The following is a 15,668-nucleotide window of genomic DNA, read 5'->3' on the forward strand; positions in this document are numbered from 1 at the left end:
CCTGCGGTACGTAACGCAATGTCGGTTGGCGAGATCAGGCCGCCACGGCGCTCAGCTCCGCGGCTGTCCCCCGGGCCTGCGGCCCTCCTCCTTGATGCCGCTGCGCTGAACGCCATGACGACCTGATCCAGCGAACGTGCTTGGTGCGCGAATGGATTGCATGCGTGCCAACGTGGTCACGCTGCCGGCGTCGCTGGGGCGTGTGGCGGAGCGAAATCAAGGAGGAGGGCCGAAGGCCCGGGGGACATTCGCGTAGCCACGCGCACCAGCGGCGTCGGCAACTGCCAGCGACCCCAGTTCAGGCCAGCACCGCGCATCCGACGCCGCAGCCGGAGAAGGACGAATCAGCGCGCAGCGGATGCTGAGGAAGCGACCGGACGGGCGGTCGAAGCAGCAACACGAGCAGCACTGGCAGCCCCTCGCGCCGCCACAGCCATCGCATGCGGCGAGTTGCCAGACGCTGACGCAGCAGAGGCTGGCGCGGCCGGAATGGTCGGCGTGGCAGCGTCTGGCGGCCACGCCATCTGATCGACGATGCGCTGTTTGCCGATGGGTGTGGGCGCCTGGGCTTTTTGCACGGCGGCGATGTCTTCCGTACTGGGGTATTGGTGCATCAACCAGTAGTCGAACACGCGCCGCGCAATCGGTGCCGAGTTGGCGGCGCCGAAGCCGGCGTTTTCCACGATCATGGCCAGCGCGATGGTGGGATGGTCGGCCGGCGCGAAGGCGGTGAACAGCGCGTGGTCGCGCAAGCGCTCGGGCGTGGCAGCGGCGTTGTATTTTTCGCCTTTCAGGCCCACCACCTGCGCGGTGCCGGTCTTGCCGCCGTTGGTGTAGGGCGCGCCCCGGAAAGCCACCGCCGACGTGCCTTCGATGTTCACGCCCACCATGGCGTTCTTGACAATGGCGATGTTTTCCGCCTTGGCGATGGGCTGCGGCGCCGCCTGGTGCTCGGTCAGCTTGTTGGTGCGCGTGACCACGTCCACCACCTCCTTCACCAGGTGCGGCTTCATGCGCACGCCATCATTCACCAGCGTGGCCACGGCCGAGGCCAATTGCAGCATGGTGAAGTGGTTGCGGCCCTGGCCAATGCCCAGCGACACGGTTTCGCCGGCATACCATTTCTGCTCCTCCGGCCGCTTGAAAGCCTTGCGCTTCCATTCGGTGGAGGGCAGCAGGCCGCGCACCTCGCCCTCGATGTCTATGCCGGTCAACTCGCCGAAGCCGAAGCGTTGCAACTGGTCGTGGATCAGGTCCACGCCCATCTCGTTGGCCAGTGTGTAGTAGTAGGTGTCGCACGACACCACTATGGAGCGGTACATGTCCACCGGGCCGTGGCCGCCCTGCTTGTCGTCGTTGAAGCGGTGGCCGCCCAGCATGAAGAAGCCCGGGTCGCCGAACACCTGGTTGGCCGCGCGCTTGCCGCTCTCCAGCGCGGCCAGCGCCATGAAGGGCTTGTAGGTGGAACCCGGCGGGTAGGTGCCGCGCAACGCGCGGTTCAGCAGCGGCTTGTCCTCCGACTCGTTCAACGCCGCCCAGTTGTCGCTGTCAATGCCGTCGACAAAGAGGTTGGGGTCGAAGGTGGGCTTGCTGACGAAGGCCAGGATCTCGCCGGTCCTGGGCTCGATGGCCACCAGCGCGCCGCGACGCTCGCCAAACAGGTCCTCCACCAGCTTTTGCAGCTTGATGTCTATCGACAGTTTCACCGTGTTGCCGGGCGTAGCCGGGCTGCTCTTCAGCCGGCGGCGCGCGCGCCCGCCGGCCGAGGTCTCCACCGACTCCACACCGGTGGTGCCGTGCAGCTGCGCCTCGTAGCTCTGCTCCACGCCCAGCTTGCCGATGTATTCGGTGCCGCGGTAATTGGCCGCGTCGTCGGAATCGTCCAGCCTTTCCTTCTCGGCCTGGTTGATGCGGCCGATGTAGCCGATCACGTGGCTGGCCAGCTCGCCGTAGGGGTAGTTGCGAAACAAGCGCGCCTTCACCTCGACACCGGGAAAGCGGAAGCGCTGGGCGGCGAACTTGGCCACCTCCTCGTCGGTCAGCCGCGTGCGGATGGGCACCGATTCCAGGTTCTTGGTCTCATCCAGCAGCTTCTTGAAGCGGCGGCGGTCGCGCGGCGCGATGTCGATCACCTGCGACAGCGCATCGATGGTCTGCTCCAGGCTGACCACCTTGGCCGGCGCGATCTCCAGCGTGTAGGCCGAATAGTTGCTGGCCAGCACGATGCCGTTGCGGTCCAGGATCAGCCCGCGGTTGGGCACGATGGGCACGATGGCGGTGCGGTTGTTCTCGGCCTGCTCCAGCAGGTCGGCATGGCGGTAAATCTGCAGGTAGCCCAGGCGCAGCACCAGCACCAGCAGGCAACCCACCACCACCAGGCTGGCCACCAGGATGCGCGCGCGAAAGCGCGACAGGTCGGCCTGGACGTTGCGCAGTTCGGTCATGCGACTAACCTGGAAACCATCACAGGGGACGGTTGGCGTCCGGATCAGGGGCGCGGCGCTGCGGCGCCAACAGCACCACGCTGACCAGCGGCCACAGCACGGCCTCCAGCACCGGCGCCAACAGCAACGTCAGCCCCGGAAACACGCCACCGCCCAACAGCATGCGCGCCGCCAGCTCGATGATGTGCGAAATCATGAACAAAGGCAGCACCTGCATGGCCTGCGAAGGCACGCTGAACCACAGCAACCGGCGGTGGATCATGATGGACAGGTAGGACAGCACGGTGTAGGCCAACGCGTGCTGGCCCAACACGCCGCCCTGGTGCACGTCCATCAGGATGCCGCAGAAAAAGGCCGTGCCTATGCCCACGCGCAGCGGCTGGTGCACGCTCCAGAACGCCAGCACCAGCACCAGAAAATCGGGCGCCCAGGCCACACGGCCCCACAGCCCCATGTTTTGCAGCATGTTGGCCAGCAAGGCCATCAGCAGCGTGGCCCAGATGAAGCCGGGGTTGGCCGGCAACAACAGCTGCTGGCCGGGGCGCATGATCATGTGGCACCTCGCTGCGTCATGGTTCGCTCGATGTTCATGACTTGGCCGCCGCCCGCTTGCTCTCTTTGGTCACCGGTGCCGGGTCTGGCACCGGGCGCGGCGGAATCTGCGCCGACACGGGCTTCAAGACCATCACATGGTGCGCTGCCGCCACCGCCGCCACCGGCACGCAGTGGATGCGGGCAAACGCGGTGTCCACCCGCCGGTCCACCTGGTCCACGCGGGCCACCGGCAGGCCGGGCGGGTAGACGCCGTCAACACCGCTGGTGGTCAGCAGGTCGCCGGTCTGCACGTCGGCATTGGCGGCCATGAAGCGCAGCTCCAGCCCACCGTGCGAGCCCTGGTCGCCAAAGGCCAGGCTGCGCGCGCCGGTGCGGGTGTTCAGCACGGGGATGGATTGGTCGCGGTCGGTCACCAGCGTCACCTCACTCACCGTGGGGTAGGCGCGGGTGACCTGGCCCAGCACGCCGGATTCGTCCAGCACCGGCGAGCCGTCGCTGACGCCGTCCAACAGGCCCTTGTCCACGATCACCTTGCGCGTGTAGGGGTCGCCGGCGTCGTACAACACCTGGGCCGCCTGGCCGGTCGCGCCCACCCGCTCGCGCAGGGCCATCAGCTTGCGCAGGCGCTCGTTTTCCAGCAGCAGCTGCTCCACCTGGCTGGCGCGCAGGGACTGCAGGCCCAGCTTGCGGCGCGCTTCTTCCTCGGCATTCTTGGAGCTGGACACCGAGCCGAAAAAGCGGCTGCCGTACAGGATGCCGTCCACCGGCTGCATCACCAGCCAGCGCACCGGCGTCAGCACGCCGGCCAGCGCCACGCGCAGCGGGCCGGTGACCTTGAAACGGGTATCAGCCACCATCAGGAAGATGGCCAGGGCGCTGAAGACAGCCAGTTTGGACAGGGACGACGGCCCCTGGCGGAAGAACGGAGGGGGGGATCGGTCCAGCGTACCCAGTGGCATCGCTGTGTCCTAGAACTTGTTCTTCTTATTCACTGGTGAAGATGGAGCCCAGCCGGTCCATGCGCTCCAGCGCGATGCCGCAGCCGCGCACCACGCAGGTCAGCGGGTCTTCGGCCACCAGCACGGGCAGGCCGGTTTCTTCGGCCAGCAGGCGGTCGAGGTCGCGCAGCAGCGCGCCACCGCCGGTCAGCATCATGCCGCGGTCGGCAATGTCGGCGCCCAGCTCCGGCGGCGTCTGCTCCAGCGCGTTCTTCACCGCCGAGACGATGTTGTTTAGCGGGTCGGTCAGCGCTTCCAGGATTTCGTTGGAAGAGATAGTGAAGCTGCGCGGCACGCCTTCGGACAGGTTGCGCCCGCGCACTTCCATTTCCTTCACCTCGCTGCCGGGGAAGGCGGAGCCGATGTTCTTCTTGATCGATTCGGCCGTCGGCTCGCCGATCAGCATGCCGTAGTTACGGCGGATGTAGTTGATGATGGCTTCGTCGAACTTGTCGCCGCCCACGCGCACACTGCCCTTGTAGACCATGCCGCCGAGCGAGATCACGCCCACCTCGGTGGTGCCGCCGCCAATGTCCACCACCATGGAGCCGCTGGCTTCCGACACCGGCAGGCCGGCGCCGATCGCGGCTGCCATGGGCTCCTCGATCAGGTACACATCACTGGCACCGGCGCCCAGGGCGGACTCGCGAATCGCGCGGCGCTCCACCTGGGTGGAGCCGCAGGGCACGCAGATGATGATGCGCGGGCTGGGCTTGAACACGCCGCGCGGATGGACCATCTTGATGAACTGCTTGAGCATCTGCTCGGTGACGGTGAAGTCGGCAATCACGCCGTCCTTCATGGGCCGTATGGCCTCGATGTTGCCGGGCACCTTGCCCAACATGGCCTTGGCCTCGTGGCCCACGGCCTGGATGGTCTTTTTACCCTGGGGGCCACCCTCGTGGCGTATCGCTACCACTGACGGCTCGTCAAGCACAATGCCCTTGTCGCGGACGAAAATCAGGGTGTTGGCGGTGCCCAGGTCAATGGCCAAGTCGGTGGAGAAATACCGACGGAAAGCTCCAAACATTACTAAATCCTCTCATGGCACGGCTCGCACTTCGACCAGCCGTCGCCCAATTCTTCAGGTCAAAACCGCACTTTGGGTGCCAAATACCGCCTGATCGCGGAAGTTGCACCAAAGGCGGGATAATACCCTATCCCCTGTGCATAACCCGAGTGGGCGCGCCCTAAACCGCGCGTTTTACACCCGGTTTCCTTTTCTGAAACCCACATGTCCCTGAACTCGTCAGACATTGCGCGCATTGCCAACCTGGCCCGGCTGGAGCTGACCCCGGCCGAGAGCGAGCGCATGCTCACCCAAATCAACGGCTTTTTTGACATTGTCGAAAAAATGAGCGCCGTGGACACCACCGGCGTGGAGCCGCTGGCGCACCCGTTTGCCACCGTGCAAGACGTGGCGCTGCGCCTGCGCGAAGACATCGCCAGCGAGCCCAACCAACGCGAAGCCAACCAGCAAAGCGCACCCGCCGTGGAGCGCGGCCTGTTCCTGGTGCCCAAGGTCATCGAGTAAGAGTTTTATGAGCCATCCTTCCGCATTGCATGACCTGACGGTCACCGAATTGGCCGAGCGCCTGCGCGCGCGCGACATCTCCGCCGTGGAGACCGCGCAGCATTTCCTCACCCGTGCCAAGGCCCATGCCGAGCTGGGCGCCTTTCTGCACATCAACGACGACGTCACGCTGGCGCAGGCCCGCGCCGCCGACGCGCTTCTGGCCCAGGGCAATGCCGGTGCACTGGCAGGCGTGCCCATCGCGCACAAGGATATCTTCGTCACCAAGGACTACGCCAGCACCGCCGGCTCCAAGATGCTGGCGGGCTATCACTCGCCGTTTGACGCCACCGTGGTGCGCAAGCTGGCCGAGCAAGGCGCGGTCACGCTGGGCAAGCTCAATTGCGACGAATTCGCCATGGGCTCGTCGAATGAAAACTCCGCCTTCGGCACGGTGAAGAACCCGTGGGACGCCACGCGCATTCCCGGTGGCTCCTCGGGTGGCAGCGCCGCTGCCGTGGCGGCGCGCCTGGCACCAGCCAGCACCGGCACCGACACCGGCGGCTCCATCCGCCAACCGGCGGCGTTTTGCGGCGTCACCGGTATCAAGCCCACCTATGGCCGCGCGTCGCGCTACGGCATGATCGCCTTCGCCTCCAGCCTGGACCAGGCCGGCCCGATGGCGCGCACCGCCGAGGACTGCGCACTGCTGCTGTCCACGCTGTGCGGGCCGGATCTGGACCGCGACTCCACCTCGCTCGACATCCCGGCGGAGAACTACTCCGCCAAGCTGAACGATTCGTTGGAAGGCCTGCGCATCGGCGTGCCGAAAGAGTTCTTCGGCGAAGGCCTGGCGGGCGACGTGCGTGCGGCGATAGAGGCCGCGCTGAAGGAGTACCAAAAGTTGGGCGCCAAGCTGGTGGACATCAGCCTGCCGCGCACCGAGCTGTCCATCCCGGTGTACTACATCATTGCGCCGGCCGAAGCGTCGAGCAACCTGAGCCGTTTTGACGGCGTCAAGTTCGGCCACCGTGCCGACAAGTACACCGACCTGCTGGACATGTACAAGAAGACGCGCGCCGAAGGCTTCGGCGACGAGGTCAAGCGCCGCATCATGATCGGCACCTACGTGCTGTCGCACGGCTACTACGATGCCTACTACCTGCAGGCGCAGAAGATACGCCGCATGATCGCCGACGACTTCCAGCAGGCCTTCACGCAGTGCGACGTGATAGCAGGCCCGGTGGCGCCCACGGTGGCCTGGAAGCTGGGCGAAAAATCCGACGACCCGGTGGCCAACTACCTGGCCGACATCTTCACGCTGCCCGGCTCGCTGGCCGGCCTGCCGGGCATGAGCATCCCGGTCGGCGCGGGCGTTGGCGGCATGCCCGTGGGCATGCAACTGCTGGGCAACTACCTACAAGAGGCCAAGCTGCTGAACGCGGCCCACCGCTTCCAGCAAGCCACCGATTTCCACGCCCAAAAGCCCGCAGGCATTTGAGCGACAGGCAGAGTCACACCATGTCATCCCAAGCAAAGAGCACCCCTTACGCGCCGCTGGTGCAGGGCTACGAAGTCGTCATCGGCTTCGAGACCCATGCGCAGCTGTCCACGCAATCCAAGATCTTCAGCCGCGCCGCCACCGCCTTCGGCGCCGAGCCCAACACCCAGGCCTGCGCGGTGGACCTGGCCCTGCCCGGCACGCTGCCAGTGATGAACCTGGGCGCGGTCGAGCGCGCCATCCAGTTCGGTCTGGCCATTGGCGCCCATGTGGCGCCGCGCAGCGTGTTCGCGCGCAAGAATTATTTCTACCCCGACCTGCCCAAGGGTTACCAGATCAGCCAGTTCGAAATCCCGGTGGTGCAAGGCGGCTCGGTGGAGTTCTTCCTCGGGGACGAGAAGAAATCCGTGCGCCTGGTGCGCGCCCACCTGGAAGAAGACGCCGGCAAATCGCTGCACGAAGACTTCATTGGCCAAAGCGGCATCGACCTGAACCGGGCCGGTACGCCGCTGTTGGAGATCGTCACCGAGCCCGACATGCGCTCCAGCGTCGAGGCCGTGGCCTACGCCAAGGAGCTGCACAAGATCGTCACCTGGATCGGCATTTGCGACGGCAACATGCAAGAGGGCAGCTTCCGCTGCGACGCCAACGTGTCGGTGCGCAAGCCCGGCCAACCTCTGGGCACGCGGCGCGAGATCAAGAACCTGAACAGCTTCAAGTTCATGCAGCAGGCGATTGATTTCGAAATCCGCTGGCAGATCGAACAGATCGAAGATGGCCACGCCATCCAGCAAGCCACGGTGCTGTTCAACCCCGATACCGGCGAGACCCGTGCCATGCGCACCAAGGAAGACGCGGCCGACTACCGCTACTTCCCCGACCCGGACTTGCCGCCGCTGGTGATTTCTGATGAGTGGGTGGCGCGCGTGCGCGGCGAAATGACCGAGCTGCCGCGCGTGATGGCGCAACGCTTTCAGCAGCAACACGGCCTGTCGGATTACGACGCCACGCAGATCACGCAGAGCAAGGCCACTGCGGCCTATTTCGAGGCCGCCACGCAGGCCAGCGGCCAGCCCAAGCTGGCCGCCAACTGGGTGCTGGGCGAGTTGTCGCGCCGGCTGAACCAGCAAGAGCAGGACATTGCCCAGGCGCCGGTCACCGCGCCGCTGCTGGGCAGCCTGGTGGCGCGCATTGCCGATGCCACCATCTCCAACAACGCTGCCAAACAGGTGTTTGACGCACTGTGGTCCGACCCCACGCAGACGGTGGACGGCCTGGTCGACAGCCTGGGCCTGAAGCAGATGAACGACAGCGGCGCGCTGGAGAAGATCATCGACGAGGTGGTCGCCGCCAACCCCGACAACGTGGCCCAGTTCAAGGCCGGCAAGGACAAGGCCTTCAACGCACTGGTGGGCCAGATCATGAAGGCCAGCAAGGGCAAGGCCAACCCGCAGCAGGTCAACGAGCTGTTGCGCAAGCGCCTGGGTTGAGCGACGCAGGGGGCATAAGTCCCCGCCGGGCCGCCCCAAGGGGACTTGCGGCCCCCTAGGGGGGCAGGGCGCTACACGCAGTGAGCGACCGTGGGGGCGTTGTTGCTAGCGCTTGGTGCTGCTGGCTGGCGGCTTGGCGCCAGTGGCCGGTACTGTCGGGTTCGACAAGGCCCATATCTGTTTCAGACGCCCCAGCTCTTCGTCAAAGCGGGCATTGACGCGCCTGACCTCGGCGTCCTGGTCGGCAATGAAGCGGCCCTGCACCGCCATGCTTTGCGCGTTCTCTTCCACCTGGCGGCGCAACTGCGGTGGCGCCTTGCTGGGGTCCTTCTTGTAGAACTCCATCTCGTCGTCAATCTTCTTGCGCTGCTTCAGCAGTTCTTCCACCCGGGTGACCGCCGCATGCCGCACCGTGGCCACCTGGGCCAGGGCTTCGGCGCGTTCCTTGTCGTGCGCGGCCCGGTCGGGGTAGCGCGACAGCAGCGCGCGGTCGCGGCGCTTTTCCTCGGCCAGGCGGTTGCGCTCTTCCAGCTCTTTCTTTTCGCGCGCCTCCTGTTCGAGCCGCTCCTGCACGGTCAGCGTGGGGCCCACCTTGGCCTTCACCGTGCCGCTGGGATTCAGCACCTTTTGCTCGCGGTCCACGCAGGCGGGAATGGGCCGGTCCGACGTCAGCTTGCGGCCGTGGGCATCCACACAGGTGTAGATGCCATTGATGGGCTGTTGCTGCTCCTGTGCCGCAGCCTGGCCAGCCATGGCGGCAGCCAATGCCAGCATCCATCCCTGTGCCGAAAAACGTGTGTTCAAGTGTTCAAACCTCAGGACTCCTCCGCCACGCCATACCGCTGCCGATAGGCCACGATGCGCTGGTGGTCGGCCGCCAGGCCGTCCGCCGCATTATTTTCCAGATACTGCATCAAATCGGTGAGCTTCGCAATCGAACAAACTTGCAAACCCAAGTGATTTCGCACGTATTGCACCGCACTGTGGTCCACGTCCTGCCCGTTCTCGGTGGCCTTTTCCTGCCGGTCCAGCGCGATCGCCACCGCATGCGGCGTGGCGCCCGCGGCACGGATGATGTCTATGGACTCGCGCACCGCCGTGCCGGCCGACATCACGTCGTCCACGATCAGCACCCGGCCCTGCATCGGTGCCCCCACCAGTGTTCCGCCCTCGCCATGGTCCTTGGCCTCCTTGCGGTTGTAGGCAAAAGGTACGACCCGCCCCAGCCGCGCCAGTTCCACCGCCACCGTGGCCCCTAAGGGAATGCCCTTGTAGGCGGGGCCAAACAGCATGTCGAATTCGATGCCGCTGTCCAGGATGCGGCGCGCATAGAATTCGGCCACGCGCAGCAGCTTGGCGCCGTCGTCGAACAGCCCGGCGTTGAAGAAGTAAGGGCTCAGCCGCCCGGCCTTGGTCTTGAATTCGCCAAACCGGAGCACGCCGCATTCGACCGCGAACTGCACGAACTCCTGCGCCAACTGACTCTGCCGGGCCACCGTATCCACCATGGAGATTCCCCTTTGTTCAAACTGACCAGCCTCAACCTCAACGGCATACGCTCCGCCCACAACAAGGGACTGGAGACCTGGCTCGCCAAGCACCTGCCGGATTGTATTTGCGTGCAGGAGGTGAAAGCCCAGGCGGTGGACATCCAGGGCCGCTTTGAAGAGCTGTGCGGGCTGAAAGGCTACTTCCACTTCGCCGAAAAGAAGGGCTATTCAGGCGTCGGCGTGTACACCCGGCACGAACCCAGCGACGTCGTCGTCGGTTACAACTCGCCGGAATTTGACGTCGAAGGCCGCTACCTGGAAGCCCGCTTCGACCGCCCGGGCCACAAGCTGTCCATCATCTCGGCCTATTTCCCCAGCGGCACCACCGGCGAGATACGCCAGGCGGCCAAATACCGCTTCCTGGCCGAGTTTTATGAGCACCTGATGGGGCTGAAAGGCGAGCGCGAGTTCATCGTCTGCGCCGACGTCAACATCGCGCACCAGCAGATCGACCTGAAAAACTGGCGCAGCAACCAGAAGAACAGCGGCTTCCTGCCCGACGAGCGCGCCTGGATGACCAAGCTGCTGAACGAGGCCGGCCTGGTGGACGTCTACCGCAAGCTGCAGCCCGACACCACCGACGCCGCCTACACCTGGTGGAGCAACCGCGGCCAGGCCTATGCCAACAACGTCGGTTGGCGGCTGGACTACCACCTGGCCACCCCAGCGGTGGCGGCCTTCGCGCGGCGCGAGGCGATCTACAAGGACGTGAAGTTTTCGGACCACGCGCCCATCACCATCGAATACGACATGTAAGCCCCAAAAGATGCCGGCCAACTGAGCCGCAGACTTGTGCCACAATCCCCAATGTGGTCAGACCAAATATAAATCGGTCCTACCACTGATTCCTTTTGGCCTGAGCACAAATCAATGAGGGGATGAGCATGAGCGACAAGGATTCCAACGCGGTCGACAGGCGGACCGCCATCAAGGCAGCCGGCGCGGCAGGCCTGGCGCTGGCGGCGGGGGCGTACGGTGGCGCGGCGTTTGCCGCCGGCGCGCGCAAGCGCTGCGCCGTGGTGGGCGTGGGTTCGCGGGCACGGCTGTTCGTCAACGCCATCACGGGCAAGTACCGTGACAGCCATGACATCGTCGCCGTGTGCGACACCAACCCCGGCCGCCTCGCGCTGGCAGCCAAAAGGATTGCCGACACCGGCGCGAGCCAGCCGCGCCCTTACCCGGCGTCCGACTTCGACCGCATGCTGCGCGAGGCGAAGCCGGAACTCGTCATCGTCACGACGATTGACGCCGCGCACGACGACTACATCGTCCGCGCGCTGGACGCCGGCTGCAACGTCATCACCGAAAAGCCGATGACCACCACGGCCGCCAAGGCACAGCGCATCCTGGACGCTTGCAAGCGCAATGACCGGCACATCCGCGTCACCTTCAACTACCGCTACTCGCCGCCGCGCAGCCAGATCAAGGAGCTGTTGATGAGCGGCGAAATCGGCGATGTGCTGTCGGTCGACTTCACCTGGCTGCTCAACACCGTGCATGGCGCCGACTACTTCCGCCGCTGGCACAGCAACAAGGCCAGTTCCGGCGGACTGATGGTGCACAAGTCCACCCACCATTTCGACCTGGTGAACTGGTGGCTGGGCGCCCAGCCCGAGCTGGTGCACGCCTTCGGCTCACGCCAGTTCTACACGCCAGCCACCGCCAAGCGCATGGGGCTGGAAGGCGCCCACCAGCGCTGCCTGACCTGCCCGGAAAAGGCCAAGTGCAATTTCTACTTTGACTTGGGCGGCGACGCCGGCCTGAAGGCGCTGTACCTGGACAACGAACAGCACGACGGCTACTTCCGCGACCAATGCGTGTGGCGGCCGGAGATCGACATCGAGGACACCATGAACGTGATGGTGCGCTATGACAACGGCGTGCAGCTGAAGTACGCGCTACAGGCCTACGACGCCTGGGAGGGCTACCACATCGCGTTCAACGGCACCAAGGGCCGCATTGAGCACCGCATCGTCGAATCGGGCGGGTCAGCCGGCGCGGCCGCCGTGCAAAGCAGGAACGACCAGGTGGCTATCCGCGTCATCCCCATGCGCGGCGCAGCGCGCGACATCGAGCCCTGGACGGGTGTAGGCAGCCATGGCGGTGGCGACGACGTGATGCTGGCCGAAATCTTCGGCGACGCGCCGCCAGACAAGTACAAGCGCGTGTCCGACGAGCGGGCCGGCGCCTATTCGGCGCTGGTCGGCATTGCGGCGAACCGCTGCTTTGAAACTGGCCAGTCCGTCCGCATTGCCGACCTCGTCGCCGGCCTGAGCCCGCCGGACCGCGCCCCCATGCCCAGCCGCGCAGCGCCGCTGCCCATGCCGGTGCGGATCAAGATTCCCTGACGCGCGTTCTCACAGGTAAGCGACCCCGGACTGCGCTAAGCCAACCAACCCCACATGCGCCTGGCCGGCGGCGCTGGCGGCCAGGTTGGCCAGCCACTGGCCATGCACCGCTTCCGTGTCCAAGGCCGTCACCGCCGCCGCCAGCGTCGCAGCGTCTGGCGCGACACCATTGACGTTGGTCAGCAGGTAGCGCGCCACGTCGGTGTGCGTGGGCGCACTGCGGCCGGTCAGGATGTCCCAGATCGGGATGTCCAGCAGCAGCGCCGCCCCCGCCTGCGCCGAGCCGCCCTGGTCGAAGAAGCTGATCGACGCCCCCATCAGGGCCCGAAAGCCGGGCGCGAAGGCCACCAGGCCCGGCAGCACCGCGCCCAGCAGCAGCGCCGCCTCGCCGCCCGACTGCGTCACGCCCAGATCCAGCGCCAGCTTGGCGTCGGTAAAGGACAGCCGCTCTACACCGGTCAGGCTGTCCGTGCCGTCCCCGATGCCGGCGGGTCGGCTGTCGGTCACCGTGCTGGTGCCTGCCGTGGTGGCGCCCGCCACCTTGTAGTCGCCGAGCTTGCTGGCATACACCGCCGTGTCCAGGCCCTGGCCGCCATCGAAGGTGTCGTTGCCCGTGCCGCCCTTGAGGGCGTCGTTCGCCGCCGTACCGGCGACCACCATGCCCGGGCTGGGCTGGGGGACGATGCCCATCCACTGCCCGTAGTTGGCAGTGTAGGCCACGTCCATGTCCACCCCGTTGCTGGGGCCCCAGGCTGGGTGGACGGTGCCGGACTGCTTGATGTTCTGGGCCGTGAAGGTCAGGTATCCCGTCCATCCCACCGACTGCGCCAGCCAGGTGTACTTGACGTTGGCCGCCGGGTCATTGAGCAGCGCCGTGAGCTCGTAGCCCGACCCGTAGGCACCGATGACGTAAGGCGAGTTGTGTTCGATGAAGTAGGTGTTGATGTTTTCGAAGTACGACTTGATGGCCCCGATGTCGGAGGCCGACACGAAGTCCGCGTCGATCGTGAAGTAGATCGCCGACCCCGGCGCCTGCCCCGCCAGCCCAGCGGCCGTGATCGAATTGGCCGCGTCGGCCAGCGCGTTCGCCGTGGTGAAGTACGAGATGGTGGTGGGGTTGCGCTCGTAGATGCTGACAATCGAAATGCCATTGGCCGCCAGCATGGCCGAGTCCGCTGCGCGCAGGTAGCCGTTGTTCTCCGAGCGGCCCAGGTACTCGCAGACGAACTGGACGCCCGCCGCCTTCATGCCCGCAATGTCCAGACCCGCTATGGCGCTGGCGGCGCCGAAATTCCGATAGTCGCAACCGGTGATGGTTGTCATGGTCCTCGCATCCTCCCTTTGCTCACTCTCGCTGCCCGGGCCGCCGCGGCCCCGGGGCAGGTCACTTGCCCCGCTTGGCCAGAATGGCCTCCATCTGGTCCATGATGCCGTTCATGCGCGCCACGATGGCCAGGTAGGGCGCGGGGCTGGCAAGGTCCACGCCGGCATCTTTCACCAACTCATAAGGATAGCGCGAGCCACCGGCCTTCAGGATGTTCAGGTAGCGGTCCTTGGCACCCGGTGTGCCCTTCAGGATTTCGCTGGCAAACATGTTGCCGGCGGCGATCGACGTGGCGTACTGGAACACATAGAACGCGCGGTAGAAATGGGGAATGTAGGCCCACTCCACCGTGTACAGGTCGTCGATCTTCACCACGCCTTCCTTGTCGCCGTGGTAGCGCTTCAGGATGTCGCCATAGATCTTCGTCAGCGCCGCGCCGGTCAGCGATTCGCCCTTGTCCACCTTCGCGTGCACTTCCTTCTCGAAGGCAGCGAACATGGCTTGGCGGAAGAAGGTGCCGCGCAGGTTCTCCAGCGCCGAGCCCAGGTACAGCAGCCGCTCGTCGTCGTTTTTGGCGATCTTCAGCATGTGGTCGAGCTGGAACACCTCGTTGGTGGTGGAGGCAATCTCGGCGGTGAAGATCGGGTAGCCGGACGTGATGTACGGCTGGTTCTTGCTCGACAGGTAAGAGTGCATCGCATGGCCCCACTCATGCGCCAGCGTGGACAGCGACTCGTAGTCGTCGTTGTGGTTCAGCAGCAGGAAGGGGTGCACGTCATACACCGAGCCGTTCATGTAGGCACCCGAACGCTTCTTCGGCCGCGGGTAGACGTCCATCCAGCCGTTCTTGGTGCCGTGCTCCATCGCCTTGACATAGTCGTCGCCGAGGATCTTGGCCGCGTCCAGCATCAGCCGCACGCTCTGGTCTATCGGGTACTTCGCGTTGCTGCTCACCAGCGGTGGGTAGATGTCGTAGTAGCGCATCTCCGTCACGCCCAGCATCTTGGCGCGCAACTTGAAGTAGCGGTGCAGCGTGGGCAGGTTGGCATCCGCCTGGCTCACCAACATGTCGTAGACGCCGCGCGGCACGTTGTTGCCGTCCAGCGCGCGCGTCAGCGAATCCGGGTAGTTGCGCACCTTGGCCATCACGGTGTCGCGCTTCAGCGACTCGTAGAACGTCACGCCATACGTGCGCTCAAACTCCTTCCACTTGCCCCAGAAGGCATCGAACACCAGCTTGCGGTCGGCCCGGTTGGGCAGCGAGCGGTACTTGGTGTAGGCCGACTGGTCGATCACCACCTCGGTGCCGTCAGACAGCTTCACCTTGGGCCAGGGCATGTCGGCGTCAGCCAGCGTGTTGTACACATTGCCGGCAGCGCCGGTGGCCAGGCTGAAACTGGCGATCAGCTCTTCACCCTTCTTGTCCAGCGTGTGCTCGGCACCGCGCAGGATGTCATGCAGCCCGTGGCGGTAGATGGCCAGCGACTTGTCCTGCGCCAGCAGCGCGTCCACCTTGGCGCGGCCCAGCGCCAGCACCTCCGGACTCCAGAAGGCGGTGGCCTCGCCCAGCTTGCTGCCCAGCACGGCGGCGCGCTGGCGCAGGTCCAGCCCGGCCGAGTCGCCGGTGTTCTGGTCAAAGGTCATGTAGGCGTAACTGCCCACGCGGGAATAACGCTTCAGCACATCGGCGCGCAAGTCCAGGCAGGCCTTGAAGCGCTGCACCGACTCGCCCAGTTGCCCGCTGCAGGCCGCGATGTCCTTGAACTGGGCGGTCAGCCGGGCGGCGTCCTGCTCCCAATCCGCCTGCGTGGCGTACACATCCTTCAGCGCCCAGCGATGCGCATCGGTGGCGGGGGCATCGGCGGCATGCGCCACGTGCAGGGGCAAAGCGGCGGCCAGGGCCAGGCTCAGTGCGGCCAGGCAAAAGGGCAGTTTCTTCATGGTG

13 protein-coding genes are annotated in these 15,668 nt (G+C 65.5%); 5 read left to right on the forward strand and 8 right to left on the reverse strand.

Going from position 1 to position 15,668, the window contains the following annotated elements; genetic code table 11:
- Nucleotides 1–344: 344 nt before the first annotated feature.
- Genes mrdA through AC1DX2_RS21405 form a run of 4 tightly spaced genes read right to left on the reverse strand, consistent with a single transcriptional unit; the run spans nt 345 to nt 5,027 of the window.
- Nucleotides 345–2,444, reverse strand: coding sequence for a penicillin-binding protein 2 (gene mrdA, locus AC1DX2_RS21390; protein WP_477198438.1), 2,100 nt, complete (start codon nt 2,442–2,444; stop codon nt 345–347).
- A gap of 19 nt (nt 2,445–2,463) precedes the next feature.
- Entirely contained in the window at nt 2,464–2,997 is a 534-nt protein-coding gene (gene mreD, locus AC1DX2_RS21395; protein WP_477198439.1) for a rod shape-determining protein MreD, read from the reverse strand.
- Nucleotides 2,998–3,031: 34 nt separating this feature from the next.
- A complete protein-coding gene (gene mreC / locus AC1DX2_RS21400; protein WP_477198440.1) occupies nt 3,032–3,958 on the reverse strand; it encodes a rod shape-determining protein MreC in 927 nt (308 codons plus the stop codon).
- A 25-nt stretch (nt 3,959–3,983) separates the two neighbouring features.
- Nucleotides 3,984–5,027, reverse strand: coding sequence for a rod shape-determining protein (locus AC1DX2_RS21405; protein ID WP_477198441.1), 1,044 nt, complete (start codon nt 5,025–5,027; stop codon nt 3,984–3,986).
- A gap of 204 nt (nt 5,028–5,231) precedes the next feature.
- Here AC1DX2_RS21405 and gatC point away from each other — a divergent pair, with 204 nt between their 5' ends.
- Genes gatC through gatB form a run of 3 tightly spaced genes read left to right on the forward strand, consistent with a single transcriptional unit; the run spans nt 5,232 to nt 8,501 of the window.
- On the forward strand, nt 5,232–5,531 hold the full coding sequence (gatC, locus tag AC1DX2_RS21410; protein WP_477198442.1) for an Asp-tRNA(Asn)/Glu-tRNA(Gln) amidotransferase subunit GatC: 300 nt from the start codon (nt 5,232–5,234) through the stop codon (nt 5,529–5,531).
- Nucleotides 5,532–5,538: 7 nt separating this feature from the next.
- A complete protein-coding gene (gene gatA, locus AC1DX2_RS21415; RefSeq protein ID WP_477198443.1) occupies nt 5,539–7,011 on the forward strand; it encodes an Asp-tRNA(Asn)/Glu-tRNA(Gln) amidotransferase subunit GatA in 1,473 nt (490 codons plus the stop codon).
- Nucleotides 7,012–7,031: 20 nt separating this feature from the next.
- Nucleotides 7,032–8,501 carry an Asp-tRNA(Asn)/Glu-tRNA(Gln) amidotransferase subunit GatB gene (gatB, locus tag AC1DX2_RS21420; RefSeq protein ID WP_477198444.1) on the forward strand — a complete coding sequence of 490 codons (1,470 nt, stop codon included), beginning with the start codon at nt 7,032–7,034 and terminating at the stop codon, nt 8,499–8,501.
- A 105-nt stretch (nt 8,502–8,606) separates the two neighbouring features.
- Here the strand turns inward: gatB and AC1DX2_RS21425 are convergent, their stop codons facing one another.
- Both AC1DX2_RS21425 and pyrE read right to left on the reverse strand, forming a co-directional pair.
- A complete protein-coding gene (locus tag AC1DX2_RS21425; RefSeq protein WP_477198705.1) occupies nt 8,607–9,254 on the reverse strand; it encodes a DUF4124 domain-containing protein in 648 nt (215 codons plus the stop codon).
- A gap of 62 nt (nt 9,255–9,316) precedes the next feature.
- Complete coding sequence (pyrE, locus tag AC1DX2_RS21430; RefSeq protein WP_477198445.1) at nt 9,317–10,009, reverse strand: orotate phosphoribosyltransferase; 693 nt, start codon at nt 10,007–10,009, stop codon at nt 9,317–9,319.
- Nucleotides 10,010–10,021: 12 nt separating this feature from the next.
- Here pyrE and AC1DX2_RS21435 point away from each other — a divergent pair, with 12 nt between their 5' ends.
- Complete coding sequence (locus AC1DX2_RS21435) at nt 10,022–10,807, forward strand: exodeoxyribonuclease III (RefSeq protein ID WP_477198446.1); 786 nt, start codon at nt 10,022–10,024, stop codon at nt 10,805–10,807.
- 128 nt (nt 10,808–10,935) lie between these two features.
- Nucleotides 10,936–12,399, forward strand: a complete 1,464-nt coding sequence (locus tag AC1DX2_RS21440) for a Gfo/Idh/MocA family protein (RefSeq protein WP_477198447.1) — start codon at nt 10,936–10,938, stop codon at nt 12,397–12,399.
- A gap of 9 nt (nt 12,400–12,408) precedes the next feature.
- On the opposite strand, the gene AC1DX2_RS21445 is transcribed toward AC1DX2_RS21440, so the two are convergent.
- Nucleotides 12,409–13,722, reverse strand: a complete 1,314-nt coding sequence (locus AC1DX2_RS21445) for a glycoside hydrolase domain-containing protein (RefSeq protein ID WP_477198448.1) — start codon at nt 13,720–13,722, stop codon at nt 12,409–12,411.
- A 61-nt stretch (nt 13,723–13,783) separates the two neighbouring features.
- The gene (pepF, locus tag AC1DX2_RS21450; RefSeq protein ID WP_477198449.1) at nt 13,784–15,664 is read right to left on the reverse strand and encodes an oligoendopeptidase F; all 1,881 of its coding nucleotides are present in this window, start codon (nt 15,662–15,664) and stop codon (nt 13,784–13,786) included.
- Between the last annotated feature and the right edge of the window lie 4 nt (nt 15,665–15,668).

It is taken from the genome of Hylemonella sp. P2_B10, from assembly GCF_056404875.1.

Coding starts and splice junctions, on each gene's coding strand:
- mrdA (WP_477198438.1), bottom strand. CDS start 2,444: ATGACCGAACTGCGCAACGTCCAGGCCGACCTGTCGCGCTTTCGCGCG.
- mreD (WP_477198439.1), bottom strand. CDS start 2,997: ATGATCATGCGCCCCGGCCAGCAGCTGTTGTTGCCGGCCAACCCCGGC.
- mreC (WP_477198440.1), bottom strand. CDS start 3,958: ATGCCACTGGGTACGCTGGACCGATCCCCCCCTCCGTTCTTCCGCCAG.
- AC1DX2_RS21405 (WP_477198441.1), bottom strand. CDS start 5,027: ATGTTTGGAGCTTTCCGTCGGTATTTCTCCACCGACTTGGCCATTGAC.
- gatC (WP_477198442.1), top strand. CDS start 5,232: ATGTCCCTGAACTCGTCAGACATTGCGCGCATTGCCAACCTGGCCCGG.
- gatA (WP_477198443.1), top strand. CDS start 5,539: ATGAGCCATCCTTCCGCATTGCATGACCTGACGGTCACCGAATTGGCC.
- gatB (WP_477198444.1), top strand. CDS start 7,032: ATGTCATCCCAAGCAAAGAGCACCCCTTACGCGCCGCTGGTGCAGGGC.
- AC1DX2_RS21425 (WP_477198705.1), bottom strand. CDS start 9,254: ATGGCTGGCCAGGCTGCGGCACAGGAGCAGCAACAGCCCATCAATGGC.
- pyrE (WP_477198445.1), bottom strand. CDS start 10,009: ATGGTGGATACGGTGGCCCGGCAGAGTCAGTTGGCGCAGGAGTTCGTG.
- AC1DX2_RS21440 (WP_477198447.1), top strand. CDS start 10,936: ATGAGCGACAAGGATTCCAACGCGGTCGACAGGCGGACCGCCATCAAG.
- AC1DX2_RS21445 (WP_477198448.1), bottom strand. CDS start 13,722: ATGACAACCATCACCGGTTGCGACTATCGGAATTTCGGCGCCGCCAGC.
- pepF (WP_477198449.1), bottom strand. CDS start 15,664: ATGAAGAAACTGCCCTTTTGCCTGGCCGCACTGAGCCTGGCCCTGGCC.